Annotated in this window: 25 protein-coding genes and 1 pseudogene; 4 read left to right on the top strand and 22 right to left on the bottom strand. The window is 42.8% G+C overall.

Annotated features, from left to right (window positions below; all coding sequences use genetic code 11):
- Positions 1 to 229: 229 nt before the first annotated feature.
- From rplU to D1151_RS07310, 4 genes and pseudogenes are all read right to left on the bottom strand, one after another.
- Positions 230 to 532, bottom strand: a pseudogene (gene rplU, locus D1151_RS16880) (50S ribosomal protein L21); the annotation flags it as partial.
- Between the two features lie 173 nt (positions 533 to 705).
- Positions 706 to 966 (bottom strand): hypothetical protein, encoded by a 261-nt coding sequence (locus D1151_RS07320; RefSeq protein WP_306770869.1) that lies wholly within the window; start codon positions 964 to 966, stop codon positions 706 to 708.
- A gap of 66 nt (positions 967 to 1,032) precedes the next feature.
- Positions 1,033 to 2,046, bottom strand: a complete 1,014-nt coding sequence (locus D1151_RS07315) for an SPFH domain-containing protein (protein WP_161908464.1) — start codon at positions 2,044 to 2,046, stop codon at positions 1,033 to 1,035.
- Between the two features lie 170 nt (positions 2,047 to 2,216).
- Positions 2,217 to 2,765 carry a nitroreductase family protein gene (locus D1151_RS07310; protein ID WP_161908462.1) on the bottom strand — a complete coding sequence of 183 codons (549 nt, stop codon included), beginning with the start codon at positions 2,763 to 2,765 and terminating at the stop codon, positions 2,217 to 2,219.
- Between the two features lie 385 nt (positions 2,766 to 3,150).
- Here D1151_RS07310 and D1151_RS07305 point away from each other — a divergent pair, with 385 nt between their 5' ends.
- A complete protein-coding gene (locus D1151_RS07305; RefSeq protein WP_202620397.1) occupies positions 3,151 to 3,579 on the top strand; it encodes a hypothetical protein in 429 nt (142 codons plus the stop codon).
- A 77-nt stretch (positions 3,580 to 3,656) separates the two neighbouring features.
- On the opposite strand, the gene recA is transcribed toward D1151_RS07305, so the two are convergent.
- The 8 genes from recA to D1151_RS07265 all read right to left on the bottom strand — a co-directional run bounded on the left by recA (position 3,657) and on the right by D1151_RS07265 (position 13,220).
- Positions 3,657 to 4,757, bottom strand: coding sequence for a recombinase RecA (recA, locus tag D1151_RS07300; RefSeq protein ID WP_160201369.1), 1,101 nt, complete (start codon positions 4,755 to 4,757; stop codon positions 3,657 to 3,659).
- A gap of 169 nt (positions 4,758 to 4,926) precedes the next feature.
- Positions 4,927 to 6,171 carry a competence/damage-inducible protein A gene (locus D1151_RS07295; protein WP_161908461.1) on the bottom strand — a complete coding sequence of 415 codons (1,245 nt, stop codon included), beginning with the start codon at positions 6,169 to 6,171 and terminating at the stop codon, positions 4,927 to 4,929.
- 54 nt (positions 6,172 to 6,225) lie between these two features.
- Positions 6,226 to 6,768, bottom strand: coding sequence for a CDP-diacylglycerol--glycerol-3-phosphate 3-phosphatidyltransferase (gene pgsA / locus D1151_RS07290; RefSeq protein WP_160201367.1), 543 nt, complete (start codon positions 6,766 to 6,768; stop codon positions 6,226 to 6,228).
- Between the two features lie 2 nt (positions 6,769 to 6,770).
- Positions 6,771 to 8,078, bottom strand: a complete 1,308-nt coding sequence (rimO, locus tag D1151_RS07285; protein ID WP_161908460.1) for a 30S ribosomal protein S12 methylthiotransferase RimO — start codon at positions 8,076 to 8,078, stop codon at positions 6,771 to 6,773.
- Positions 8,075 to 10,717, bottom strand: coding sequence for a DNA translocase FtsK (locus D1151_RS17055; protein ID WP_161908459.1), 2,643 nt, complete (start codon positions 10,715 to 10,717; stop codon positions 8,075 to 8,077). The genes rimO and D1151_RS17055 overlap by 4 nt, the downstream gene beginning before the upstream one ends.
- Positions 10,718 to 10,772: 55 nt before the next feature.
- A complete protein-coding gene (locus D1151_RS07275) occupies positions 10,773 to 11,609 on the bottom strand; it encodes an undecaprenyl-diphosphate phosphatase (RefSeq protein WP_161908457.1) in 837 nt (278 codons plus the stop codon).
- 13 nt (positions 11,610 to 11,622) lie between these two features.
- A complete protein-coding gene (asd, locus tag D1151_RS07270) occupies positions 11,623 to 12,723 on the bottom strand; it encodes an aspartate-semialdehyde dehydrogenase (RefSeq protein ID WP_160201363.1) in 1,101 nt (366 codons plus the stop codon).
- 170 nt (positions 12,724 to 12,893) lie between these two features.
- Positions 12,894 to 13,220, bottom strand: a complete 327-nt coding sequence (locus tag D1151_RS07265; protein WP_161908456.1) for a hypothetical protein — start codon at positions 13,218 to 13,220, stop codon at positions 12,894 to 12,896.
- Positions 13,221 to 13,502: 282 nt separating this feature from the next.
- Here D1151_RS07265 and dapA point away from each other — a divergent pair, with 282 nt between their 5' ends.
- Positions 13,503 to 14,387 carry a 4-hydroxy-tetrahydrodipicolinate synthase gene (gene dapA, locus D1151_RS07260; RefSeq protein WP_161908454.1) on the top strand — a complete coding sequence of 295 codons (885 nt, stop codon included), beginning with the start codon at positions 13,503 to 13,505 and terminating at the stop codon, positions 14,385 to 14,387.
- Between the two features lie 117 nt (positions 14,388 to 14,504).
- Here the strand turns inward: dapA and rpmF are convergent, their stop codons facing one another.
- The 4 genes from rpmF to D1151_RS07240 form a co-directional block, all read right to left on the bottom strand.
- Positions 14,505 to 14,684 carry a 50S ribosomal protein L32 gene (gene rpmF / locus D1151_RS07255; protein ID WP_160201360.1) on the bottom strand — a complete coding sequence of 60 codons (180 nt, stop codon included), beginning with the start codon at positions 14,682 to 14,684 and terminating at the stop codon, positions 14,505 to 14,507.
- Positions 14,685 to 14,776: 92 nt separating this feature from the next.
- Positions 14,777 to 15,982, bottom strand: a complete 1,206-nt coding sequence (locus D1151_RS07250; RefSeq protein WP_160201359.1) for an acetate/propionate family kinase — start codon at positions 15,980 to 15,982, stop codon at positions 14,777 to 14,779.
- Between the two features lie 78 nt (positions 15,983 to 16,060).
- Positions 16,061 to 17,176 carry a nucleotidyltransferase family protein gene (locus tag D1151_RS07245; protein ID WP_161908453.1) on the bottom strand — a complete coding sequence of 372 codons (1,116 nt, stop codon included), beginning with the start codon at positions 17,174 to 17,176 and terminating at the stop codon, positions 16,061 to 16,063.
- A 32-nt stretch (positions 17,177 to 17,208) separates the two neighbouring features.
- Positions 17,209 to 18,120, bottom strand: coding sequence for a hypothetical protein (locus D1151_RS07240; RefSeq protein ID WP_161908451.1), 912 nt, complete (start codon positions 18,118 to 18,120; stop codon positions 17,209 to 17,211).
- Between the two features lie 70 nt (positions 18,121 to 18,190).
- Between D1151_RS07240 and D1151_RS07235 the strand changes: the two genes are divergently transcribed.
- A complete protein-coding gene (locus D1151_RS07235; RefSeq protein ID WP_160201356.1) occupies positions 18,191 to 18,868 on the top strand; it encodes a LemA family protein in 678 nt (225 codons plus the stop codon).
- Positions 18,869 to 18,879: 11 nt separating this feature from the next.
- The gene (locus D1151_RS07230) at positions 18,880 to 19,833 is read left to right on the top strand and encodes a DUF3137 domain-containing protein (protein ID WP_161908449.1); all 954 of its coding nucleotides are present in this window, start codon (positions 18,880 to 18,882) and stop codon (positions 19,831 to 19,833) included.
- A 131-nt stretch (positions 19,834 to 19,964) separates the two neighbouring features.
- On the opposite strand, the gene D1151_RS07225 is transcribed toward D1151_RS07230, so the two are convergent.
- From D1151_RS07225 to D1151_RS07200, 6 genes are all read right to left on the bottom strand, one after another.
- Positions 19,965 to 20,525, bottom strand: coding sequence for a hypothetical protein (locus tag D1151_RS07225; protein WP_160201354.1), 561 nt, complete (start codon positions 20,523 to 20,525; stop codon positions 19,965 to 19,967).
- Positions 20,526 to 20,538: 13 nt separating this feature from the next.
- Positions 20,539 to 21,024 (bottom strand): pantetheine-phosphate adenylyltransferase, encoded by a 486-nt coding sequence (coaD, locus tag D1151_RS07220; RefSeq protein WP_160201353.1) that lies wholly within the window; start codon positions 21,022 to 21,024, stop codon positions 20,539 to 20,541.
- Entirely contained in the window at positions 21,024 to 21,611 is a 588-nt protein-coding gene (gene rsmD, locus D1151_RS07215; protein ID WP_160201352.1) for a 16S rRNA (guanine(966)-N(2))-methyltransferase RsmD, read from the bottom strand. The genes coaD and rsmD overlap by 1 nt, the downstream gene beginning before the upstream one ends.
- Before the next feature lie 182 nt (positions 21,612 to 21,793).
- Positions 21,794 to 21,997 (bottom strand): alpha/beta-type small acid-soluble spore protein, encoded by a 204-nt coding sequence (locus D1151_RS07210; protein ID WP_160201351.1) that lies wholly within the window; start codon positions 21,995 to 21,997, stop codon positions 21,794 to 21,796.
- A gap of 73 nt (positions 21,998 to 22,070) precedes the next feature.
- Positions 22,071 to 24,113, bottom strand: coding sequence for an ATP-dependent DNA helicase RecG (gene recG, locus D1151_RS07205; protein ID WP_161908448.1), 2,043 nt, complete (start codon positions 24,111 to 24,113; stop codon positions 22,071 to 22,073).
- Entirely contained in the window at positions 24,100 to 24,516 is a 417-nt protein-coding gene (locus tag D1151_RS07200) for a hypothetical protein (RefSeq protein WP_160201349.1), read from the bottom strand. Before D1151_RS07200 ends, recG begins: the two co-directional genes overlap by 14 nt.
- Position 24,517 lies beyond the last annotated feature (1 nt).

Here is a 24,517-nt window from a genome sequence, read left to right as displayed (position 1 = left end):
CCAGACACCTCCTTGCTATTTGTGGCTAAAATGGAAATTACTTCGCTGCTTCAATGGTTTCGATGATAACGGCTTTTGTTGCCTTTTCATCGACTTCAATACCATGTTCTTTTGCGTAAGCAATTAATTCATCTTTCTTCATAGAAGCGGAAATTTTCTTTTCCTTAGCTTCTTCTTTTGCTTCTGCCTTTGGTGCTGCAGGAGCTGCCTTCGGAGCGCTCTTGCCTCCTAAGGATTCAATCTTAACCATAGTGTATGGCTGTCTGTGACCCTGTTTCTTTCTGTAGTCTTTCTTGGACTTGTATTTGTAGATGATGACTTTCTTAGCTTTGCCATTTTCTACTACTTCTCCAGAAACAACTGCACCTTCTACATACGGTGCACCTACCTTCAGGTCTCCTTCTTCAGCTAAAACCAGTACTTTGTCAAATGCGATTTTCTCGCCAGCTTCTACATTCAGCTTCTCGATGGTTACTACATCGCCTTCCTGAACTCTGTACTGCTTTCCGCCTGTTTCAATTACTGCGTACATTGTGTTCTTACCTCCTCTATCCAGTCTCGCCTTATCGGGTAGCGCTAGATGCGCTTTGCATGAAAAATAAACCCTTTCCGAGCGGTCTAACTCAATTATCATAGCATATCCCAAAGGGATTGTCAAATGTTATTTGCCGGAAAACTTTTAAACTCTTGCCCGCTTTTATCCTCTTATTTGTGTTTCCTATCCTGCACACTTTTTGACAAAATAAACTCAATCTGCCCGTTGATAGAGCGAAAATCCTCTTCCGCCCACCTTGCGATTTCTTCCCAAAGAGACGGCGCAATTCGCAAAATAACCTGTTTCTTGGCTTTTTCAGCCTGCTTCACAGCCTTTTCTTTTGCCTTAATTTCCTGTTCCATCTGCTGAAGCTTAGACAGACGTGTTTCTAATTCTTTTTCCTTTTTTAAAATGTCTTTTTCGCTCGTCATTGCATCCGACCTTTCATCTCTCTAATCCTCTTGCTGTTTCAAATTCATTTCCCCTGCTATTTGAACTTAGTAGATACTGCCGCTGTTGACAATGGGCTGTGTATCTTTATCAGAGCACAGTACTACCATCAGATTGGATACCATAGCTGCCTTTCTCTCCTCATCTAAAAATACTACTTCTTCCTCACCTAATTTGTCAATAGCCATCTTTACCATGCTGACTGCACCGTCAACAATCTTCGCTCTTGCAGAAATCACAGCCTCAGCCTGCTGTCTTCTCAGCATTGCCGCCGCAATTTCTTCTGCATAGGAAAGATGTGTAATGCGAACTTCCTCGATTTCAAGTCCTGCAAAAGCCACCTTATTGTTCAGCTCCGCTTTCATGTTATCTGCGATTTCCTGAGAACTTCCTCTGAGCGTTTTCTCGTTAGCATGCTCATGATCTTCCGTATTTAAGCTGTCGTAAGGATACATTCTTGCAATATTTCTGATGGTAGAATCGGTCTGAATCGACAAAAATTCGGCATAATCTTCTACATTAAATACTGCATTGGTCGGATTTACAACTTTCCAAATTACCACTGCCCCAATGATAATCGGATTACCCATCACATCATTAACCTTCTGTACCCCGTTATTTAAGGTGTTATCTTTCAAAGAAACGGTTTTCTTTGCACTCACTTTAATAGAACCTAGCGAAAACTTTCCGTTCTTTGCCTGCGTTTCGGCTTCTGCTTTTGCTGCAGCAATCTCTTTCGTATAGGTCGGATTGGTATAAGTAGAAAACGGATTCACAAAATAGAAACCCTGCTTCAAAATCGTACCGTGATAATTACCAAACAAAGTCAACACCAGCGCCTCGTTAGGTCCAACTACTCTAAGACCCGCATATAAAAGCGGAAGAATAATTGTTCCCAGTCCTCCTGCGATAATCATTGCAATTCCAACTGCTCCAAGATTGATACAGCCAACTACAATCATTGCAATGGCTGCCAAAATGCCCAAAGTAATGAGTATCAGCATACCCATGCCGTTGATTGGCTTAATCTCTTTCTGTGTAAAATTCGTCTTTTTTTCCATAACGTTACTCCTCTTCTCCCTTTTGGGTTTTATGATATCAATTTGATATCATATTTATATCACATAAAATCATCCATGTCAATAGCACCCAGAAATTTTTTCCGCAAAACAAAACCACCGCACAGGCTTTCCGTGCAGTGGTTGTCTGTTTCTATATTATAACTTTTCTATTACAGATAGCTGACAAGTTCGTCTGCCTCTTTTCTCTTTGGAGCAGCCGGTGCTTCCGCATCCAGCGGATATCCCATCGGAATTAATGCTGCAACAGTCTGTCCCTCCGGCAGATTAATTGCTTCCGCAACCTTTTCATCATCAAAGATACCTAAAATTACAGTACCGATTCCTTTATCATGGGCGGCCAGACAGAAGGTCTGCACTGCGATACCTGTGTCAAAATTCTGCCATCTGTCTTCCTTTCCGGTGGTATAAGAACCGTCTTTCTCAAAGCCGGATCTCCCATTGATATAAGTCGCAACAACAAGCTGCGGCGTATTCTTGATAATCTTTGCATTGTAAGTAAAGCCTAATACGCATTCATCAGCGATTTTTTCCTTTACAGCCTCGTCCTCAACTACAATATATCTTGTAATCTGTGTATTTTTCCAAGACGGCGCAAAAGAAGCAGCTTCTACGATTTCTCTTACAACCTCGTGATCCACAACTTCTGGCTTAAACTTTCTGATACTTCTTCTTTGCTTTATACAAGTAATTGCTTCCATAGTTTCTCCTTACTCAAATTTCCTAAAGTCACTTTAGTATACCTATTTTTTATAGTAAAGTCAATACGAGAAAAGCCTGCTTAGAAAGGTTACGAATATTGGATTTTCGTACCTATGCCGCTTTTCTGCAAAAAAGGTATCAAAAATTAGGAGTCACTTTATACTAACCAAAAGGTTTTAAGCAAATACAACGAAATAGAATTGAAAGTCTTCGTTCTTTTTTCTTTTCTATGGTTCCATTTTCGTACAAACCTTTCATTATACAGAAGTAAATTCCTTATTTTTCATATAATGGATATAAATAATTTGCAGGTTTTCGTACCTTTTTCGCAAAAATCGCTTAAAAGTACTAATGGTGGTTTTCAAACTTTACCATGACAGCCATATGGCTGATTATGAATTGAACAGTGACCAGACACAAACTTTTGTATATGCGTGCCTTGCAGGCGTTGCACTTAATAATATTTTAAAGCAGTCCGGCATAAAATTTGGTATGAAATTAACAAATGGACTCATCAAAAAAATACCCGGTAGAGTTTTAACTAGAATAAACCAAAAAGTAGGATTTAGATTTATAACAAAGTCAGGAACAAAAGGAATTTTTAATTTAACAAAAATGTTTCCAGGCGTTGGCGCTATTGTCGGCGGAGATCTTGATTTTACAGAAACTAAAATTATAGCTAACCGCGCATATAAATGGTTCTTTGATAATGACTTTTCAGTTGACACTGATACCAACTATTTTGATAATGAAATAGATATTCAAGATATCGACTTTAATGCTCCAGTACATGATGATGAAAATGAATTATAAAAAACAGTATTCACAAAAAGCTGTGCGTCTTTCTCTTAAGGAAAAATGCCGCACAGCTTTCGCTTGCTGTAAATAAACTATTCGATTACCACACCGTCTTCATCAACCATCATGCCATCCATAGATACAGGTGCTGCTTCCCCTTGCTGTTCTTGCAGTGTTTCTAAAAGCTGATTCTGAACTTTGTCCAGCATGTCTGGATTCTCCTGCAGCCACTTCTTCACATTCTCACGCCCCTGTCCGATTCTATCACCGGCATAGCTGTACCAGGAGCCTGCCTTGTCAATGATTTTCAATTCTACTGCACTGTCCAGAACATCTCCGGCCTTAGAAATGCCTTCTCCATACATGATATCGAATTCTGCCTGTTTAAACGGCGGAGCAACCTTGTTCTTAACAATCTTGACCTTAGTTCTGTTTCCAAGCATCTGGTCGCCGCTTTTTATAGTTTCTACTCTTCTGACGTCAAAACGCATGGAAGAATAGAATTTAAGAGCGCGTCCGCCTGTGGTAACTTCCGGACTTCCATACATGACCCCGATTTTCTCACGGAGCTGGTTGATGAAAACCACACAAGTGTGAGAACGGTTTACATTACCTGCAATCTTTCTAAGTGCCTGAGACATCAGTCTGGCATGAAGACCCACGTGATTATCTCCCATGTCGCCTTCGATTTCGGCTTTAGGAACTAGCGCTGCAACGGAGTCGATTACGATAACATCCAGCGCACCACTGCGTGCCAGCATATCACAAATCTCTAGTGCCTGTTCTCCTGTATCCGGCTGAGATACTAAAAGCTCATCAATCTTAACGCCCAAATTCTTTGCATAGACAGGATCCAGCGCATGTTCTGCGTCAATAAATGCCGCCTTGCCGCCCTTCTTCTGTGCTTCTGCAACGATATGTAGCGTCAATGTTGTCTTACCGGAAGATTCTGGTCCGTAGATTTCTACGATTCTTCCCTTCGGCACACCGCCTACGCCGGTTGCCAAATCCAAACTGATGGATCCTGTCGAAATGGTCTCTATGTTCATCTTGGTATTGTCGCCAAGCTTCATAATAGCGCCCTGACCGAATTGTTTCTGAATCTGATCCATTGCGTCCTGCAATGCCGCTTCTCTCTGTTCTTTCTCACTCTTCGGGTTCTTTGCATTTTTTTGTTCTTTTGCTGTAGCCATACTTTACCTCCAATAAAGAACGTTTGTTCTTAAATTATAATACCCTATTATTTGCTTTCGGTCAAGGCTTTTTTGCATAAAAATTTTTTACAAATTTTATTTGTTCCTTAAGTCTCTGTCCGTTCATACTCACTATAACATATTTTACATTATATGTCAACAATTGAATTTAATTCCATGTCTGGTCAATCGTCTTATTTATCATGTCAAACATGCTGAGCACAGCGTAATGCCGGTTCCATTTGCGGCTCACATTGCGCATTCTGACTTCTTTTACCTCTGTATGACCATCAAAAACGCAGCCGATATAAATCAGCCCCACTGGTTTTTCAGGGGTTCCGCCACCTGGTCCTGCAATGCCGGTTACAGAGATACAGAGTCTGCTGCCAGTTTTTTTTGCAAGACCCTCAGCCATTTCTTTCGCTACCTGACTGCTTTCCGCCGTATACGCTGCTAACGTTTCTTCTTTCACGCCCAGCTCGTCCATCTTTGCGCCGTAGGTATAAGTCACAAGTCCCCGGTCAAAGACCTTTGAAATCCCGGGCGTATCAGTCAGCGCCCCGGAAAAAAGCCCTCCGGTACAGGATTCACAAGCTGAAACGGAAATATTTCGTTCAAGAAGTTTCTTTGCAACCACATCTGCCAATTCCTCATCGTCAACGCTGTAAATATACTCGCCCACCTTTTCAGAAACCTGTGCAATCATATTTTCCACGGCTTTTACAGCTTCCTCGCAGGTCGCACGCTTGGAAGCGATTCTCACGCTGCACTCGCCTTCCTTTGCGTAGGTGGCAAGGGTCGGATCCGTCTGAGCATCAATCAAGTCCAAAAGCTTGGTTTCCAACAGTGATTCGCCAATGCCGAACATGCGCAGGGTTCTGTAGTAAATCACGCCGGTCTGCAGCTTTTCCAGGTATGGACGCACTCTGTTTTCCCACATCCATGTCATCTCCCGCGGCGGTCCCGGCATACAGATAATCATTTTTTCATCCTCGCAAAGGGCTAGTCCTGGCGCACTGCCCACTTCGTTGCTGAACACCTCTGCCCTGCTAGGCATCATCGCCTGCTTATAATTATTAGGAGTCATCGGCTTTCCGTATGCCTTTGCTCTGGCAACCAGCCTCTCCATACTTGGCTCATGAAGCACCAGTTCATCGTGCAAAACCCTGCAGGCTGTCTCTTTTGTCAAATCATCTTCTGTCGGCCCAAGACCTCCCGTGGTGATTACCAGGTCACAATCGCGAAAAGCCATTTCAATCATCTCAGAAAGGCGTCCTGAATTATCACCCACCGTGTAATGATACATAACGTCAAAACCCAGCAGATTTAACTGCTGGGAAAGATATACAGTATTAGTGTTGGTAATCTGACCAAAGAGAATCTCCGTTCCGACACTTAAAATTGCAGTCCTCATCGCATGCTCCTCCACTTCCATGCAAAATCTTGATTATGCGTAACTCTCACTGGTTTACATAGAGAACACGCTTTTATTCTTCCAAATATATTCTATCCCGGAATATACCGTCATAATCAGGGAACCCCACAGGAATATTTCTCCTGCAAGCCCGCAGTACTCCTGAATCTGCGGCATACTCCCAAGAGCAGAAGTCAGAAGCAAAAGCGGCACTGCAATCATCTGCAGAACAGTTTTGATTTTACCACTCATGCCAGCAGCAATGACCGTTCCTTCAGACGCGGCTACCGTTCTCATACCTGCGATAGCAAATTCTCTCGCCAAAATGACAATCAGCATCCATCCCGGCACTGTCCCGTCCTCTACCATCAGGCAAAAGGCAGAATAAACAAGAATCTTATCTGCCAGCGGATCCATGATCTTCCCAAAATTAGTAACCAGTTGATACTTTCTCGCAATTTTACCATCTAACATGTCTGTAAAAGACGCTACAATGAACAGTACAAAGGCAACGAGATTATATCCCATCATGTATGCTGCAATGAAAAACGGCACAGCAACAATTCTGCCCACAGTCAATTTGTTCGGTAAATTCATTCTTAAACCTCCGTTCCAACTAAATCATAGTCGAATGCATCTTGAATCAAAACTTTTACCATATCGCCCGGCAGAAGGTTCTGTGAAGATGTAAAAATCACTGCATTGTCGATTTCCGGTGCGTCATAGCGGGTTCTGCCGATGAAACTACCTTCTTCCTCCATTTCTTCTACCAAAACTTCCAGCGTCTTTCCGACTTTAGCCTGGTTGCTTTCCAGGGAAATCTCAATCTGCCTGCGCATGATTCCATCGAGGCGCTCTGCCTTGATTTCTTCATCAACCTGATTTTCCATCTCGCCTGCCGGCGTATTTTCCTCCTGCGAATAGGAAAAAACTCCTAGTCTCTCAAATTTTTCTTTTTCAATAAACTCTACTAGAGTCTCATAATCTTCTTCGGTTTCGCCCGGAAATCCTACAATCAGCGTCGTTCTGATGTGAATATCCGGAATTGCTGTGCGGAGTCTTTGTAAGGTGTTTGTGATAGATGCCGATGTCGATCGTCTGTTCATGGCGCGTAAAACACTGTCGCTTCCATGCTGAATAGGAATATCTAAATAATTGCAGATTTTTTCTTCTTCTGCCATTACCCTAATCAACTCGTCTGTAATTCTGTCCTCATAGCAGTACATGAGGCGAATCCACTTAATTCCATCAATTTTGCAAAGCTTTTTCAACAGTTTGGCAAGACGAAGCTCCCCGTAAAGGTCCTTGCCGTAATAGGTCACATCCTGTGCAATGAGAATCAGTTCCTTGCAGCCAGCCGCAGCCAGTTGCTCTGCTTCGTTTAGAATGTCCTCTTCTCTCTTACTTCTATATTTGCCGCGAATTTTCGGGATAATGCAATAAGCACAAATATTATTGCACCCTTCTGCAATTTTTATGGTCGCAGTATAAGGATTTTCGGAAAGCTTTCTCGCCTGAGATTCCAGTACGTCGGAAACGCAGTTGCTGCAAACAACAGCCCGTGTAGAAAGAGACGAGAAAAGTTCTGGCAATTTTTCGTATTCGTTGACACCGACGAACAAATCTACCTCCGGCATTTCCTTGTAAAGATCGTCTGCATAGCGCTGTGACAGACAGCCGGAAACCACCAGTTTTTTGCCGTCAGCCTTGTACTCCGCCATCTCCAAAATCTTTTCGATAGACTCAGTCTTAGCATCATTAATAAATCCACAAGTATTCACCATGATGATATCTGCGTCTTCCGGTTCGTTTACAATAATATGATTCTCGTTTTCCAATATGCCTGCTGCCACCTGCGAATCATTGAAATTCTTAGGGCAGCCCAGGGTTTCTATATAAATTCTCATTCAGTCTCCACTTCGTTTTTCATTTCGTTTAGTTCGTCTTCAGACAGCAGCACCTGCCTCGGTCGGCTTCCGTCCTGCGGTCCTACAATCCCTCTTGCTTCCATCATATCTACAATTCTGGCAGCGCGATTATAGCCGATTCTGAACCGTCTCTGCAACATGGATACAGAAGCTTGTCCTGCCGATACGACACATTCGATTGCTTCCTGTAAAAGCTCGTCGCTCGTCTCGTCCTTTCCACCTGCCTGCGGCAAATTTCCCTTTTCGATGGTGTTCATTACCTCACCAGCATATTCAACGTCTTCAACTTGTCCTTTTACGTGCTGAATGACGTCATGCACCTCGCTGTCAGACACAAAAGTGCCCTGGACTCTAACCGGTTTCCCCATGCCCAGCGGATTAAAGAGCATATCGCCCTTTCCAACCAGCTTTTCGGCGCCAGCCATATCCAGTATGGTTCTTGAGTCAAACTGGGAGGATACTGCAAAAGCAATTCTGGAGGGAATGTTCGCCTTGATAACACCGGTAATAATGTCCACAGACGGTCTTTGGGTAGCTACAATCAGGTGCATGCCCGCAGCTCTTGCCATCTGAGCCAGACGGCAGATGGACTCTTCCACCTGAGACGGTGCAGCCATCATCAAATCGGCAAGCTCGTCGATAATGATGACAATCTGCGGCATTACCTGTTCTTCCTCACCGTTCATCCGCATGGTTTCGTTATAGCTTTCTAAATCGCGAACCTGACTTTCCGCAAACTTCTTATACCTATCTGTCATCTCAGCAACAGCCCAGTTCAGCGCTGCAGCAGCCTTTGCGGGCTCTGTCACCACCGGAATCAAAAGGTGCGGAATGCCATTGTAGTTGCCTAGTTCTACCACCTTCGGGTCAATTAAGACCAGCTTCACCTCGTCAGGGTCAGCCTTGTATAAAATACTAGTGATAATGCTGTTGATACATACACTCTTACCAGAACCTGTCGAACCTGCAATCAAAAGATGCGGCATACCCTTCAGGTCTGCCACAATGGCTTTTCCTGCAATGTCCTTTCCCACTGCAAAGGTGATTTTAGATTTTGCTTCTTTAAACTCCTTGGAGTCAATAATCTCACGCAAAGTGACCATATTGATTTTGTCGTTTTCCACTTCTATTCCCACTGCGGCTTTTCCCGGAATCGGCGCTTCAATACGAATGCTCTTAGCCTCCAGGTTCAGCGCAATGTCGTCAGCAAGTCTTACGATACTGTTAACCTTTACACCTACGTTTGGCTGAATTTCATATCGGGTTACTGCAGGTCCCTGAGTCACCTGGATAACCCTTGCGTCCACGTGAAAGTTCTTTAAGGTTTCCTCCAGCTTTGCCGCTTTCATCTTCAAATCAATATTGATATTGCCTTTGTTTTGAATCTTCGGCTTATTCAGCAAATCGGAAGACGGTTTTTTGTACTTGCCCTTAGGCTTTTGTACCGCAGACATCTCCGACGGATCCAGTGTAATGGAACTTGCCTCTTTTTTCGTAAGCTTTGCAGGTTCTTCTACCACTGCAATGCCGCTGACATCCTCGAGAGCGCTTTTCTTTGGCGCATCGTTGATATCGCTAAGACCATAGGATTTCTTTCCGTCTTTGACTCTGACAAAGCTATTTTCGGAAGTTCCCGTTTCAGATTCTTCCTTTGAAAAAACATCGCCTTCAAGACCGTATCCACTGTAGGATACTTCCCCAGTCAGTCCATATCCAGAAGGCGTAATACTACTTTCCAGACCGTAACTAATCTGGGTTTCCTTCAATACTGCCGGTTCTTCCTTCTTAGGCAATTCCTCTTTTTCGTCCCTGCCAAACAAATTATTGTCTGTCATATATTTTAGTACATTGTTTTTCTTACTTTTTTTCTCTTTCTTTTCCGGATTTTTACCCAGTAATCCAGCGTCGTCAAAAGGCGTAATAATATTGATATCACGTCCATTCTCCGCAAAGAGATCTATCTGCTCTGCGGCTTGCTCCTTCTCCTTTTCCTTCAAAAGCTTTCGTTCTTCTGCTTTATCAGAAATCTTTTCAATTCCTCTGGACACCGGGGTATTGGCAACAAGGAGAATTCCAATAATAATGACAACGATAGAAAATATGAAGAGTCCAACCTTACCGACAAGTTTTGTCAGAAAGGTTCCCAAAACCATGCCAAAAAAGCCGCCGCCTTTGAGACTGACGCCGTCCTCATAAAACTTCCCTAAATCATAAGCCAAAATCTCACTATCAATAAATCTACCACTGTTAAGAATGCACAGCATGAGAAGCATGACAAATATCAGGGCAAATGACTTCCCTGATATATGGGTCAGCTTATTGACAATGAGCATAATTCCCAGCGCCACCAGATACCACGGCACGATAAATCCCACAAGACCAAAAATTCCCTTTAATGCGTCTCCTATGGAATTGCCCAGATTTCCTGCCGCATGAAACTGTTCCGCCGCAAAGAGAAAAATACCAATAGCAATAAAGATTACGCCCCAAATCACGTCGATAACACGCTGGTCAGCCTTTCTCTTCTCCTGCATTTGTCTTATTTCAGCCTTGGCTTTGCTCTTTGCCGGACTTTCAGATTTTTTCTTTGTTGTTTTCTTTTTTTTAGCCTGCGCCACGTTTCTTCCCCCATGCGTTTTGTCTAATTTGTCAATGTGAGCCGCAAATTCGAATTTATGCGAAGAAAAGTCCGTAGCCGATTGTGCATAGACCTAAAATCCACACATAATAAGAGAAATAGCTCAACTTTTTGTTAGATACGATACGAATCATCGTTTTAATGGCAAAATAGCCCGAAACTGCTGCTACCAGCATGCCCGCCAGAATCGGTCCCAAAAGGGCTGTGTCCAGATCACCTTCCAGTGCCTTAGGTGCTTCTAACACTACAGAGCCCAAAATGGACGGAATAGAGATAAGAAATGCAAACTTTACTGCAAACTCTCTCTTTAGTCCTGTAGTCAAACCGCCTACCAGCGTAGATCCAGAACGGGATATACCCGGATAAATGGCAATGCCCTGCAGTACACCGATAAACAGTGCATTTCTGCAGTTCATCTTTCTGATATCACGGTTGGCAGAGCCCATTTTTTCTGCAAGAAACATGAGCACACCGGTAATTAAAAAACCTATGCCTACGGCTACCATGGAGGAGTAAAGCCCTTCGAAAAAGTCGTTGAACAAAAGTCCGATGACCGCCGTAGGAATGGTTGCTACAATAATCATTACGCCGAGTTTGCGAACCGGTCTTTCTTCGAGACGAAGTCCCTTGCCGGTGCACAAGTCCTTAATAGTTACGCAAAGTTCTACGATTAGTTCCCAAATATCTTTCCAATATACGACAAAGACCGCAATCAGAGTACCCAGGTGCAGTAAAACTGCAAAGAGCAACACTTTGTCTGCTTCTACACCGAACAGACTCTGCGCCAAGGCAAGATGTCCGGAACTGCTGATTGGCAGAAACTCTGCAAGCCCCTGCAATAAGCCTAATACGACTGCTTCAAAATATCCCAATCTCATTTACCCCCTATTTGCTTTTGATAAAGCCTTTTTCAGTTAACGCTTCTGCACACAGAACCGCGCCGCCTGCTGCGCCTCTGACAGTATTGTGCGCAAGACCGATAAACTTAAAGTCATAGACTGTATCTTCTCTGAGTCTGCCGATTGATACTCCAAATCCCTTCTCACAGTCCACATCTAGCTTAACCTGCGGTCTGTTTTCTTCTTCCATATAGTGAATAAACTGCTTCGGCGCATTTGGAAGGTCTGATTCCTGCGGAAATCCCTTGAAATTCTGCAGCTTTTCGATGAGCTGTTCTTTGGTCGGTTTCTTGCGGAATTTGACAAACACAGCTGCCGTATGACCGTCCAGCACCGGCACTCTGACGCACTGGCAAGTGATAACAGGCTCCTGTGCCTTAGCAATCACACCGGCTGTATCGTCCACATACCCCAAAATACGCAGAGGTTCCTGTTCACTCTTTTCTTCTTCTCCTCCGATATACGGAATGATATTTTCTACCATCTCCGGCCAGTCTGCAAAGGTCTTTCCAGCGCCGGAAATTGCCTGATAAGTGGTAACAACTACCTCATAAGGCTCAAATTCAGCCCATGCAGCAAGTGCAGGCACATAACCCTGAATGGAACAATTCGGCTTTACTGCAATAAAACCGTTCTTAGTGCCCAGTCTTTCCTTCTGATATTTAATTACATCAAAATGATCAATATTGATTTCCGGTACAACCATCGGCACATCCGGTGTCCATCTATGCGCGCTGTTATTAGAAACAACCGGTGTTTCAGTCTTTGCATAGGCTTCTTCAATTGCCTTAATCTCATCTTTAGACATATCAACTGCACTGAACACAAAGTCCACGCCAGAAGCTACAGCCTCCACATCACTGACATCCATTACCTTAATGTTCTTTACTGCATCCGGCATAGGTGTTGTCATCTTCCATCTTGCTCCTACTGCTTCTTCGTATGTTTTGCCTGCACTTCTTGCGCTGGCGGCAATGGTGGTTACCTCAAACCAAGGATGATTCTCAAGAAGAGAAATAAATCTCTGCCCAACCATTCCAGTACCGCCTAAAATGCCGACTTTCAGTTTCTTCTCTAGCTGTCTCATAAGTACTACCTCTTTCTATCTTAAAATTTTCTTCTTTAGCAAATTGTATCATATTATTTTACCATTTATTCCTTGTGTTTTCAACACGAAAAGTCAGAAAAAGTATAATCAAAAACTGCCGATACAATTCAGGTTCTTGATATCGGCAGTTTTTGATTCTATTATACATTTTATGCAGAATGATTCACGCAACAAATACCAGAAGAATCATTTTTCCGCTCCATTAGTTCGAGAAGCAGACGACCATCGATATTTCCTCCGGAAATAATCAATGCTACATTTTTACCGCCGATTCTCTCCCTATAGTTCTGAACTGCAGCAACAGTAGTACAGCTTCCAGCTTCAGCAACAATTTTTTCTTCCATTGCCATAAAAGCAACAGCCCTCGCAATAGATTTCTCTGAAACTGCAATTAAGTCGTCCATACAGTCAATCATAGGCTGTATTTCTATGACCTGCCTGATATCCTCTTTACTAAGCACTTTGATATGATACATGTCTTTCACCTCTTTATTTATTTGGTATTCCGGAACATATTTGCGATAACGCCTTAAGAAAAAGAGCGCTGAACTTCATCCTCCGCAATAAAGCGGCCCTAGCAGAATGAAGTCCAACGCTCATAACCCTATACCCGGGGGTATAGGAAGCATCATCTTATTGAATTCGCTATTACATTAGCATATCTATTTTTTAATTGCAAGTTTTTTTACAATATTTTTTTAATTAACATTTTCCAGATTGAAAGAATATGATAAAGAAAAAAAGAAAGGAGTACTCCTATGTCAATATTTAAAGGTTCCGGTGTAGCCCTGGTTACGCCTTTTAAAGATGGCAGAATTGATTACGATGCCTTAGAACGCCTCATCGAATGGCATATAGAAGAAGGTACTGACGCCATCATCTCCTGCGGCACTACTGGTGAAGCCTCCACCTTAAGTGCTGTTGAAAAACTTTCCGTCATTGAATTTACAGTACAGAAAGTCTGTGGCCGCATTCCTGTTATTGCCGGCGCAGGTACAAATGATACATCCCATTCCATGTACTTAGCTAAAGAAATACAGTACGCTGGTGCAGACGGACTTTTAGTCGTAACACCTTACTATAATAAAGCAACCCAAAAAGGTCTGATTTCCCACTATAATATGATTGCCGACTACACTGATCTTCCAATCATCCTCTACTCTGTAAAAAGCCGTACCGGTCTCAATATCGAACCAGAAACCGTAAAAGAACTGAGCAAGCACCCTAATATTGTCGGTATCAAAGAAGCCAGCGGTGATATATCCCAAATTTGCCGAATTGCAGCTTTGTGTGGAAAAAACTTCGACCTATACTCCGGCAACGACGACCAGACCATTCCAATCATGTCTATAGGTGGTGTCGGCTGTATTTCCACAGTCGCAAACATCATTCCAAAAGACTATCATCAAATGACTGAAGACTTTCTAAAAGGCAGATATAAATCTGCTGCGAAGTTGCAGCTGAAAATGGTGCCTCTGATTCATGCTCTGTTTGCAGAGGTAAATCCAATTCCTGTTAAGGCAGCGCTGCATATGATGGGACGTATTGAAAAAGAATATCGGCTGCCAATGTGTGAGCCTTCCAATCAAACCCTCTACCAACTCTATGACGAGATGGCAAAATATGGGTTAAAGGTAAAATAGTATCCTCTGTACATTAAAAAAGCGCCTACACACTTTGCATAAAATCTCTCAGAGCTTCGAAACTTTTTAATAAAAAAGAGCAGTCAAAAAACTGCTCTTTTAAACACGTTATGAATCTTAAGCTTCAGCTACGACTTCTTTGCCATCATAGTAATTGCAATTCGGGCATACTCTGTGCGGAAGTTTCGGCTCGTGACACTGCGGACAAATCGAAAGTCCTGGTAATGCTTTCTTCATATTTGGGGATCTTCTCTTGTCTCTTCTAGCTTTAGATGTTTTCCTCTTTGGAACTGCCATTGTCTACACCTCCTCGTTCTTCTGGTTCTATGCTAAACAAATAATTTTCGTCAACTTCTAAAGTATATACTTAAACGCTTTAGATGTCAACATTATTTTGCATATTTCTTTGTAAGATTATAGGTGTCTCTTGCAATCATCAATTCTTCGTTAGTCGGAATCAACAAGAGTTTTACTTTAGAGTCTTCTGTAGAAACGATGGTTTCTTTTCCTCTTACCTTGTTCTTGATGATGTCAAGTTTAATTCCCAGATTTCCTAAATCTGTACAGATTAATTCTCTCATATTCACGTCGTTTTCACCAACGCCTGCAGTAAATACAATTGCATCTACACCGTTCATTTCAGCAATGTAAGCACCGATGTAGAATCTCACTTTTCTAGCGAATACTTTCAGTGCTAATGCTGCTCTTTCGTTTCCTTCTGCAACTGCGTCCTCCAAATCTCTGAAATCGCTGGAAACACCGGAAATACCCAGTACACCGGATTTCTTGTTCAGGATTTCGTTGGTAACACCCTGCGGCAGGTTTTCTTTCTGTCTGATATAAGTTACGATAGCTGGGTCAATGTCTCCGCAGCGAGTACCCATTACCAGACCTTCCAGTGGAGTAAATCCCATAGAAGTATCGATACATCTGCCGTGTTTGATTGCAGATACAGATGCGCCGTTGCCCAGGTGGCATGTGATCAGCTTCAGGTCGTTGATATTTACGTTCAACATAGAAGCTGCTCTCTGTGCTACGTATTTGTGAGAGGTTCCGTGGAAACCATATCTTCTGATACCATGCTTTTCATAGTATTCATAAGGAATTGCATATAAATATGCTTCTGGCGGCATAGTCTGATGGAATGCTGTGTCAAATACACCTACCATCGGTGTATTTGGCATTAACTCTTTGCATGCAGCAATGCCGTATAAGTTCGGTGTGTTGTGCAGCGGCGCTAATTCTACACACTCTTCTAGTGCTGCGATAACAGCATCATCGATGATAACAGAATCAGCAAACTTTTCGCCTGCATGTACAACTCTGTGTCCTACTGCACCAATCTCATCCATAGATGCAATAACACCGTATTCTGGGCTCTGAATTGCGTCCAGAACCTGCTTAATTGCGTCTTTGTGATCGTTCATAGGGACTTCGGTCTTAACCTTGTCCATTCCGATTTTCTCATGTGTAATAACAGAACCATCCATGCCAATTCTCTCAACCAGCCCCTTTGCCAGCAGAGACTCGTTTGTCATGTCTAATACCTGGTATTTTAATGAAGAACTACCACAGTTAATTACTAATACTTTCATTCCAATCCTCCGTGTTTCTCTTGTTGTATAATCGCTCCAAAAATTATACACCTAAAACATTCCAAAATCAAGGAAAATTTAGATTTCGATATATGGTTTCATAATATAATCCGAGTAATCATACAAATCGCTTTTTGTGATAATGTTATACATGTCCGTAGCCAGAATGTCCTTATCTAGCGTATCTGCTATCTGCGGACAGTCTTTCAATTCTTTATTGATATTGGTCAGAATCGGCAGAATTGCACATTCCTTTTTTTTGACCTCTTTGAGAAACTTCGCACCTATATCATCCAACGCTAAAATTCTGATGTACTTGGCACTGCCCAGCACCGCCTGTTCGTCAATGTCCAGCAGAATCTGCGTCAATAGCCTAGACACGCGGCTGTAGGTATAGACCTTGGACTTAATTCGCTCGATGAGCTGCTCCGTAGAAGATACATACCGAATCTCATTTTTCAGCTTGTTGCCCAGTCCTTCACCTGCTGAAAAAATTTCCTCAAGGCGCTTGCTGTCACTTTGCAGAATCTTGGCGCCAACAAGTTCCCAGTAGGAACGGTCAATTCGCTGAAATTTCTCAGGATTTTCCTCTCTCATTTCTTCTCTGATTAAAGTGGCAGACTGATGATATCCATAACCTCTGCGTTTCAGCGTATATGGCTCCATCGTCTTAATCTGTTTCAGATATTCGATTGCCAGAATATTATTGGGCTCCTTAATCAGATTCTCGTCAAACTCCGGACAAAGCTCCTGCACCGCAAGCTGTCTCGCTTTAGGATAGGAATGTCCCTGTTTTGTCAACATCTGAATCTTCTCGTGAATCTCCTCATGATGCGTATTTAAAAGCTCTGCCGCCTCAAGCAGAGCTGAAAGATCTCCGCTTTCACTGCCGAATGCAATCGTGTCAATACAGCCAAAGCCCTCCAGAATCCCTACGCCACCTTCTGCAAAATATTCTGCGCTGTTACCTGCAAAGACAGTGGGAAGTTCAACAACCAAATTAACACCATTTTTGACAGCATTCTCTGCACGGCTCCACTTGTCAGCAACCGCCGGTGTGCCCCGTTGCACAAAATTTCCGCTCATGACTGCTACACATATATCTGAACCGGTATCCTTCATGGCTTTTTCTATCAGATACTGATGTCCCTGGTGAAATGGGTTGAATTCTGCAATGATTCCTAAACTTTTCATTACGTTTACCTCTTAGTCTTTTCAATATACTTTTAGTATACCACAAAACTTCCCAAAGCAAAAGTCAGGATTGCACAAATCACGCCATGACTTAGTTTCATCACAAACAACTGGCGAAATGTTACATTGCAGCCGCGGAGCATGCTCATAGACTGCCCCATGACGGAAAGTCCTCCAAAAGTCACCACAAAAGCCGCCAGCGTAGTTTTGACAAGCGGTGCACACTGACACATGGCAAGACTGTTACAGCCCACCGTCATTTCAAGAAACCCCTTGACTAAAGCTGCAGCCTCGGCAGTCGGCAGAAAGCTCAGTACCCCGGAAAACTGGAGCAAATCAGTACCAATCATAAAAAGGATAATATAAGCCAGGATAATAGCAATTGCCCGAAAGCTGTCAATGATAGCGTCGGTCAGAATATTATAGTAAGTGTCCTGTCTAATAAATGCTTTCCGCCTTGGCGTACTCGCCTTTCCAGTAAGCCCTCCATAAAACAGACTGTTTATCAGAGCACTGACATAGTGACATACCGCAAGGAGCACGCCCAGCCCGTGAGAATGGAGAAACTCCACTCCCACAGCACCGATAAGAAAGGCTGGACCTGTAATCATGCTGTAGCTTAAAATTCTGTAAAGCTGCCTGTCGTCAATCATACCTTCTCTGTAATAATCCCCTGCTACCCTTGCGCCCATAGGATATCCAGATAAAACGCCCATAACAAAAGGATAAACACTGGGTGAAATTCGATTTACAACGCCGGTATGCTTCAAAAAATTTGCCGTAATAAAAAACGGCAGCAGCATTGGAACCACGGAGTTAAGCCACAGATTAATTGCCTCCTTTGACGCCGCCGCAGTAACCTCCGGATTCATAACCATAATTACACAGCACAGCACTGCGCTTCCTATTACAATTCTATTTTTCTCAAAAAATTTAAAACCCATAGTAGAGAGTATTCTCGCCGGCTTCCTTTTATGATATAATATCTTATCAACTTTTTTCAGGAGGGTAAAAATGGAACTTTATATCATCATAGGCGTCATAGTCCTGCTTTTCATCTGCTATATCCTCTGCTTTAACAAGGTGCGCAAGCTCCGTGTTAAGGTTGAAGAAGGCAGCTCCGGTATCGACGTGGCGCTGGAAAAACGCTTCGATCTTTTGAACGAAGAAATCGAAGCAGTCAAAAAATATTTAAACCACGAGCGCGAACTTTATAAAGATATCACGTCTTTGCGGCAAGGTACCGCCTTAGAAGAAAGAAAACTGGACAGACAAGAACATCTGTCAGAAGAAGCCTTAGACGCTATCAATACAGAAATTGACAGTCATGCAAACCGCATGGCGGCGCTTCGCAAGGACATGAAGCGGCAAAATCTATTAAATAAGAAAATCGGTCTGATGTCTGGTATTCACAGGGATCTTTCCGGTATCGGTTCTTCCGTCAATGCCCTTGCAGAGCAGTATCCAGTACTTTACTCCAGCATTTCCATGGAACATTTTCAGAAATCCATTTTCGATGCGGAAGAGCACCTGCAGGCTGCAAGAAGACTTTATAATGCCAATGCTTCGCTATACAATCAGGCACTGTCCGTCATACCTACCCTATGGATTGGAAAAATCCACGGCATGAAGCCAGCGTCCTTCTACGAAGTAGAGGAATCCAAGAAACAATTTACAGTAAATTTTAACTGAGGAGTGAAACGATGGAAAATCACGAAAATCATATTTCAGAAGAAGCACTTGAGAAACTTCGGCGCAAAGCAAAAGTCAGAACTTATGCGACCTACATACTGGCGCTTCTTGTGCTTCTCGGCTCCCTTCCCTGCTTTTACATGTTTTTAGAAGGCGAAGAGGACAGCACAATCCTTCGCATTTTAGAATCCGTATTCGGCTCTGCTGTCCTTTCCTGCGGCGCACTGGGACTCTTTTGGATAGTTCTTGCAAGAAGCGCCTATAACCGTTTTGACGAGACCTTTAAGACCCGTTATGTGCTGCCTCTCATCAAGACGCAAGCAGGCTTTTCCGACCTTCGATATGTGCAAAAAGCTGGCTTTGATTGGGACGAAATCAGAAATGCGGCTGTAGTTGCCTGCGGCGACAAAAAATACTATGAGAGCGAAGATTTACTCATGGGTAATTACGAAGGCATTCCCTTCAAGTTCAGCGATGTCACCACGAAACGAATCGTACACAGAAATAAAAAGAACCGTATTGAAGAAATCTTCAGCGGTCAGGTGTTGGGCTTCAAACAGTATGGCTTAAAAGAAAGCGACGGTCATCTGCAAATTTTCCAGAAAGAATTTCTTTCCAACATCAAAGGCTGGACTGCGGAACACAAAATCGAAACTGACAATGCCCTTTTCAATAAGAAATTTCAAATTTTTGCTGCCGATGAGCACAACGCTTACTATATTCTGACCCCGCAGCTTATGGAAAAAATTATCACTTTTTCTGACGCCATCGGGGAACAAATCGCGATTGCCTTTCGCGGTGGTTACATGTTCATCGCAATCTGCAGAGTAAGAAGCATGTTTAATCCATACGTGGATAAACCTGTCAGTGAACAAACCAAGCTTATTCTAGAGGATATTTCCATCCTGCAAAGAGCAAAGGAAATTCTCATAAAGCCTTCAGAGACTAATGAAAACGAAAGCTAAACAAGATCCCCTCCCTTCCGCGAAGCAAAACTTCAGGTGGGTGTCCGGAAACCTTGTTCTCTCAGACAATAAAAGACGAACCCCTTCATCTTAACTTGATTGGGTTCGTCTTTTAGCTCACTTTTAATTGCTTACGCATCCTGCGGCTCGCTTCTCAGGATGACCTCATCTTCTCCTTTCTGGGTACGATAGGCCATCGATTTTATTTCATCACGGTTGCTCTGCAGCACGCCGCCGATTTCCTCAAAGGTCTTCTCAAGATTTGCATACATCTCGCCGAAATATTTCAGATTCAAATCTTCCATTCTGCCCTGCATATCGTAAAGCATTTTGTCTACGTAGTCATAAGTACGCATTTTCAGCACCCTGGCGTATTCCTCAGACTGCATCCTGATTTCTTCTGCCAGCTTCTGAGCGCGAAGCGTAATATCGTCATGCTCTACAAGATAATCTGCCTGTTTCTTGGCTTCCACGATTACCTTTTCGTACTCGGATTTTGCTTCGCTGAGAATTCTTTCCTTTTCGTCTTTTACCCATTTAGCCTGCTGCACATCATCAGGAAGACTGAGTCTGATTTCCCGCACAATTTCCAACAACTCGTTGGCGTCTACCATAATTTTGCCTGTCAGCGGCAAACCAGGGGCAGTATCGACGATATCTTCAATCTCTTCTAATAATTCTAATACTGTCATATAATCCTCCTAATTACTTGCTGTATTTTTCTTTTATCCTTTTCAAAATAATTTCCGGAACCAATCCGTCTACACATCCATTCAGCGAAACTACTTCTTTTATCATGCTGGAGCTGATAAAAGAATACCTCGGACTTGTCATCAGAAATATCGATTCAATTCCTTTGTCGAAAAGACAGGCATTCATTTGCGCCATCTGAATCTCATACTCGAAGTCTGATGTTGCTCTAAGACCTCTAACCACTGCATCAAACTGATTTTTATTGACATAATCTGCTAGAAGCCCTTCAAATGAATCCACCCGGACATTATCAAGTTGTGCGGTCACCTCTTTAATCATAGCAACTCGCTCTTCTCTTGTAAAAAGCGGATTCTTATTAGGATTTACAATCACTCCCACTACCAGCTCATCAAACATCTTGGATGCTCTTGTAATGATATCCAGATGTCCGTTTGTCATCGGGTCAAAGGAACCCGTATACAAAGCTTTCTTTGTCATTATGCCTGTTCCTCCCCGTCATTGGCTTGCACAGCTTCTACAAAAGCGGCATGTCTGTAAATACTTACCATAATCTTGCCATATTTCTTTTCTTTTACTTTTATTAGATTGCCTGCCTGCTGCGGCACAGGGTCATGAACACCGTGTTCTGTTATTATTATACCTTCTTCGTCCAATAAATCAAGTTCATCTATCTGATTCAGGCATTTTTCATAAAGACCATCTTTGTAAGGCGGATCGATTAAAAATACCTGCACCTTTTCTTTTATTCTGCCGAGGGCTTTGCTGTAGTCTCCAGCAAGAACCACGGATTTATCTTGGGCAGTGCACTTTGCAATATTTACTTTTATCAAATTTAGGCTTTCTCTGGAATTGTCGCAAAAATAGCAGCGCTTTGCACCTCTAGACAGCGCCTCAAGCCCCAGATTGCCTGTTCCTGCAAAAAGATCCACGACCACAGCGTCCCAAATATCATTCATCAAAAGATTAAAAATCGCTTCTTTTACTTTATCGGTTGTAGGCCTTACATCGTAGCCGATTGGCGACTCAAGTCTGCGTCCCCTGTATTCACCGGTGATAATTCTCATATGTAATCCTTTCTGATTTTACAATCAGTCATAATGGTACTTTTCATGTTAACTATGAAATTATATCACAACTTCGCGCTCAGGGCAAACGTTTCTATCAATTAGAAGAAAAAGCAACGAAAAAGGACCATCTCAAAATAATTGAGATAGCCCCTTCTCCAGTGTGAGTTACAACGTAATCGTTATTTTCCAGCTAACTGCTGTTCAGCCATTTCTACAAGCTTCTTAGTCATATAGCCACCTACATAACCATTCTGTCTTGCAGTCATGTTACCCTTGTCAGCCTGTTCGTAGTTGGACAGACCCAGTTCGTTTGCAACCTCAGTTTTCAGGTTGTTTAATGCCGGTTTTACGTTGGCACTGTTTGTTTTCTGCTGTAAATTCATATCTTTCACCTCCTGTTTACGTTATTAATTTAACCCGTCAGGAGATTTATATGTCTTGTAATTTTTGGATAAATTACAGTTCCAGTTTTATGTCCTCGCCGAACATTTTCTGTATGCGCTGTTTCAGCTTTTGCAGTTCGCCCGCCTCAAGATTCGGATCGCTGTCAATGATTTTCTTCGCAGCGTCTTTCGCTTTTTCCAAGACATCTGCATGACGCACAAGGTCGCTTAAGTGCATTTCCGGAAGTCCGTGTTGTCTGGTTCCAAAGAGCTCGCCCGGACCTCTAAGCCGCAAATCCGCTTCTGCAATTTCAAAACCGTCAGTCGTGCTGCACATAATCTGATTTCTCTCTTTTGCTACTTCGCTGTCAGAGCCGCTTATAAGGAAGCAATAAGACTGATCGTCACCTCTGCCGACTCTGCCCCTTAGCTGGTGCAGCTGAGCAAGTCCAAAACGCTCTGCATTTTCGATGACCATAACCGTAGCATTGGGCACATTGATACCGACTTCGATAACAACTGTAGAAACCAGCACATCAATATATCCCTTTGCAAATTCCTGCATAATGAAATCTTTTTCTTCCTGTTTCATAGCGCCATGCACAAGCGCCACCTGAAAGCCCTTCAATTTGGCAGAAAGTTCCGTGTGAAGTTCCTCGGCAGATTTTGCGTCCACCTTCTCTGATTCTTCAATTAGAGGCGCCACCACATAAGCCTGTTTGCCGGCTGCCAGCTGCTTTTTCACAAAGCCGTAGACTCTGCCTCGTTCATCGCCATGAAACAGAGTGGTCTTGATGGCTTTTCGTCCTTTCGGCATAGTTCTAATCTGAGAAATGTCCAAATCTCCATAAAGAATCACCGCAAGAGTTCTGGGAATCGGCGTCGCTGTCATGACAAGAATATTAGGATTTTCCCCTTTTTTTGACAGTAAACTTCTCTGATTAACACCAAATCTATGCTGCTCATCTGTTATTACCATGCCCAAATTTTTAAATTTTACGTCAGGCTGAATCACCGCATGGGTACCAACCAGTACCTGAATCTCTCCTCTGCAAAGTTTTTCCAGCGTCAACCGCTTTTCTGCCGCTTTCATAGAACTGCATAAAAGACCTGTTTCTATACCGTAAGGCGCAAAATCCTTCGTCAGAGACTGTAAATGCTGCTTAGCAAGGAGTTCCGTCGGCGCCATCATAACGCTTTGGAATCCGCATTTTGCTGCTGCAAACATTACCATCTCCGCCACCACGGTTTTTCCGCTTCCTACATCGCCCTGTATCAGCCGGTTCATTACTTTCTCGGAAACTAAATCTTTCTTCATATCTTCCCAAACGGATTTCTGCCCCTCCGTAAGCGTAAAAGGCAGGTTTTCGATAAACGGCTCAGCCTTCCCGCCGTCGATAACGATACCGCCGGTGTCCTTTCGAGTTTCATTTTTAATATAGAAAAGACCTGTTTCCAGCGTCAAAAGTTCATCAAAAATTAGTCTGAACTTCCCTTGCAGCATACGTTTTGCATCCTTTGGAAAGTGAATATTTTCCAGAGCAAAGGCTTCGCTTGCCAGTCTGTTTTCCTGAATAATTTCTTCTGGCAGCCATTCTGTCATATTCTCGTAAAGCACCGAAATCTGCTTCTGCAGTTTTCGGATCTCATTCTGAGAAATGCCGGAAATTATTGGATAGACCGGAATAATCCCTCGAACATCTGAAGGATCTCCTTTCTTGTGGAATTCCGGGTGTACCATCTGCATTCTGTCATAATTAGCAGTCACCCTGCCGTAAAAGGTATATTCCTGATTGATATTGAAAAGATTCGCAATATATCTGCCATTAAAAAAGACTACTTCAACAGTGCCAGTTTCATCGGCAACCAGCAAGGTCAACGGCGTATTTTTTTTGTATGGATTTCCTGAATAGCGTCTTGAAAGAATTTTGCCGCAGACCAGCGCATCTTTGCCTGTCTGCAAAGATTCCATCGGAATCACTTCTCTTCTATCCTCGTATTTTCTTGGAAAAAAGCATAGCAAATCTTCTAAGTTTTGAATGCCTGCCTTGACAAAGCTCTGCGCTTTTTTGGGACCGATGCCTTTTAAAGTATCTATTTTATCAGTGAGCTGCATATCGTTTAATTACCTCTAAATTTCTTCTTGCAATTTGTCTGGATTTTACGCCAGTAATACGAATGACAATCTGTCTCGGCTTCTGCCCCAGTTTCTTCTCAAGCTGATTTGCAATATCATCACCCAGCGCATCGGTCAGACTGCGAATACTGGTTCCAAATTTAACAATCACCGAAAACGCCAAATCCACACTTTCTCCGTCAAAACTTTTCTCAGTCTCGATATGACCCGCAAATTCGCTAATACTGTATTTCTGGTCATTACCAATCTGTCGTCCTTTTTTGGTTGCAGGAAAAACACGACCCGAACAAATTTCACTTTTAAAACATTCCGATATCACCTGAGCAAACATGATATTAGAAAGGGAAATATCACCTAATTCTGTTTCTTTTAATATAGTCAAT

The organism is Emergencia sp. 1XD21-10 (assembly GCF_009936045.1).
GTDB lineage: Bacteria > Bacillota > Clostridia > Peptostreptococcales > Anaerovoracaceae > Senimuribacter > Senimuribacter intestinalis.
Note: the sequence above shows the minus strand (reverse complement) of the source record. Positions and strands in the feature narration are given on the sequence as shown.

Excerpts from the sequence above, each read along its gene's own strand:
- D1151_RS07320 (WP_306770869.1), bottom strand. The coding sequence starts at position 966 with ATGACGAGCGAAAAAGACATTTTAAAAAAGGAAAAAGAATTAGAAACA.
- D1151_RS07315 (WP_161908464.1), bottom strand. The coding sequence starts at position 2,046 with ATGGAAAAAAAGACGAATTTTACACAGAAAGAGATTAAGCCAATCAAC.
- D1151_RS07310 (WP_161908462.1), bottom strand. The coding sequence starts at position 2,765 with ATGGAAGCAATTACTTGTATAAAGCAAAGAAGAAGTATCAGAAAGTTT.
- D1151_RS07305 (WP_202620397.1), top strand. The coding sequence starts at position 3,151 with ATGGCTGATTATGAATTGAACAGTGACCAGACACAAACTTTTGTATAT.
- recA (WP_160201369.1), bottom strand. The coding sequence starts at position 4,757 with ATGGCTACAGCAAAAGAACAAAAAAATGCAAAGAACCCGAAGAGTGAG.
- D1151_RS07295 (WP_161908461.1), bottom strand. The coding sequence starts at position 6,171 with ATGAGGACTGCAATTTTAAGTGTCGGAACGGAGATTCTCTTTGGTCAG.
- pgsA (WP_160201367.1), bottom strand. The coding sequence starts at position 6,768 with ATGAATTTACCGAACAAATTGACTGTGGGCAGAATTGTTGCTGTGCCG.
- rimO (WP_161908460.1), bottom strand. The coding sequence starts at position 8,078 with ATGAGAATTTATATAGAAACCCTGGGCTGCCCTAAGAATTTCAATGAT.
- asd (WP_160201363.1), bottom strand. The coding sequence starts at position 12,723 with ATGAGACAGCTAGAGAAGAAACTGAAAGTCGGCATTTTAGGCGGTACT.
- D1151_RS07265 (WP_161908456.1), bottom strand. The coding sequence starts at position 13,220 with ATGTATCATATCAAAGTGCTTAGTAAAGAGGATATCAGGCAGGTCATA.
- dapA (WP_161908454.1), top strand. The coding sequence starts at position 13,503 with ATGTCAATATTTAAAGGTTCCGGTGTAGCCCTGGTTACGCCTTTTAAA.
- rpmF (WP_160201360.1), bottom strand. The coding sequence starts at position 14,684 with ATGGCAGTTCCAAAGAGGAAAACATCTAAAGCTAGAAGAGACAAGAGA.
- D1151_RS07250 (WP_160201359.1), bottom strand. The coding sequence starts at position 15,982 with ATGAAAGTATTAGTAATTAACTGTGGTAGTTCTTCATTAAAATACCAG.
- D1151_RS07245 (WP_161908453.1), bottom strand. The coding sequence starts at position 17,176 with ATGAAAAGTTTAGGAATCATTGCAGAATTCAACCCATTTCACCAGGGA.
- D1151_RS07240 (WP_161908451.1), bottom strand. The coding sequence starts at position 18,120 with ATGGGTTTTAAATTTTTTGAGAAAAATAGAATTGTAATAGGAAGCGCA.
- D1151_RS07235 (WP_160201356.1), top strand. The coding sequence starts at position 18,191 with ATGGAACTTTATATCATCATAGGCGTCATAGTCCTGCTTTTCATCTGC.
- D1151_RS07230 (WP_161908449.1), top strand. The coding sequence starts at position 18,880 with ATGGAAAATCACGAAAATCATATTTCAGAAGAAGCACTTGAGAAACTT.
- D1151_RS07225 (WP_160201354.1), bottom strand. The coding sequence starts at position 20,525 with ATGACAGTATTAGAATTATTAGAAGAGATTGAAGATATCGTCGATACT.
- coaD (WP_160201353.1), bottom strand. The coding sequence starts at position 21,024 with ATGACAAAGAAAGCTTTGTATACGGGTTCCTTTGACCCGATGACAAAC.
- rsmD (WP_160201352.1), bottom strand. The coding sequence starts at position 21,611 with ATGAGAATTATCACCGGTGAATACAGGGGACGCAGACTTGAGTCGCCA.
- D1151_RS07210 (WP_160201351.1), bottom strand. The coding sequence starts at position 21,997 with ATGAATTTACAGCAGAAAACAAACAGTGCCAACGTAAAACCGGCATTA.
- recG (WP_161908448.1), bottom strand. The coding sequence starts at position 24,113 with ATGCAGCTCACTGATAAAATAGATACTTTAAAAGGCATCGGTCCCAAA.